Genomic DNA, 1094 nt, shown 5'->3' on the forward strand with positions numbered 1-1094 from the left:
TATAAAAATTATCCATGGGAACCAATTGATCTAAATTGACAGTGGTAAATAACTTGGGAATAAATGTCTTTGTGCCTTGCATAGCTAAATATACGAAATTCTTATATTTGAGTTGTACAACAGGCACAGCGGTTTGGCGCAATAGCTAGTTTAATTTCAACTTCACGTTCTTCTTCACGAAAAAACTTTATCTTTAACAGAAAATAATCAGCACGCTGGCACCGCTACTGCACCAAGCCGCGGCACGTTATAAGCCATTTTAGAAAAACTGTGAGTAAATGAATGAATTGAGAACTATAGAAACTTATCAAATTCTAATTGGACAATCAATTGCCGAATGCAAATCTTTTGGCGAAACTTTCGAAATAGAAAAAACTCAAATTGAGAAATACGAACTTTCCGCATTAAAAATTAAATACCTTCCGGAAGAAAATATAAGAATTCAAAAAGAGATTTTTGATTTAAACTCTTCTCCACAAATGTTTCATTTAAAAACGGAAGAAGAAATTTTTAATTTTATTGATTTCTCACATTTTGCAGCTGGATTAAAACTATCTATGTCTTTAAATGGAGATAAAAAAAATGATTTTATTGATACAGTAAGAAAACTAAATCAAGATTTTAATAAACCAACAAATCTAATAAAACCGATTTTTTTCGTTCTAATGGTTAATCCAAAAATATGCGAAACTAAAATGATCGAGTATAACTTGAAATATAAAACTGATTTTAGCATTGTGGAAAATTATAGCTTAGAAGGTGAAGAGTTTTGTGTATTCAGACTGAGTTCAGGAAGTGCTTTAGATTTATTTTGTTTCGGATTGTACTTTATGTTAAGTCAAAAAAACGGCTTATAACAACGGTTTGGCTCAATAGCTACAAATCAATAAGTAACAACGTTCGATTTTCCGCTGGAAAATCTTATCTTAGCAAGAAAATAAATCGTTCACGCAGCCGCTACTGCGCCAAGCCGCATTCCAAGATCAAATCCAAATTTTTAAGCTAAAAATTTATTGATTTCAACATATGGTGTTCCTCTGTTTACAGTTGCAAACACTCTTGATACAATTTTATTTCTGATAATGTTTAAAACC

Annotated in this window: 1 protein-coding gene; it reads left to right on the plus strand. The window is 31.1% G+C overall.

Annotated elements, in window-relative coordinates; translation table 11 throughout:
- Positions 1-278: 278 nt before the first annotated feature.
- The gene (locus NAT51_RS19615; RefSeq protein ID WP_250601810.1) at positions 279-857 is read left to right on the plus strand and encodes a hypothetical protein; all 579 of its coding nucleotides are present in this window, start codon (positions 279-281) and stop codon (positions 855-857) included.
- Positions 858-1094: the final 237 nt, after the last annotated feature.

It is taken from the genome of Flavobacterium amniphilum (assembly GCF_023634845.1).
Lineage (GTDB): Bacteria > Bacteroidota > Bacteroidia > Flavobacteriales > Flavobacteriaceae > Flavobacterium > Flavobacterium amniphilum.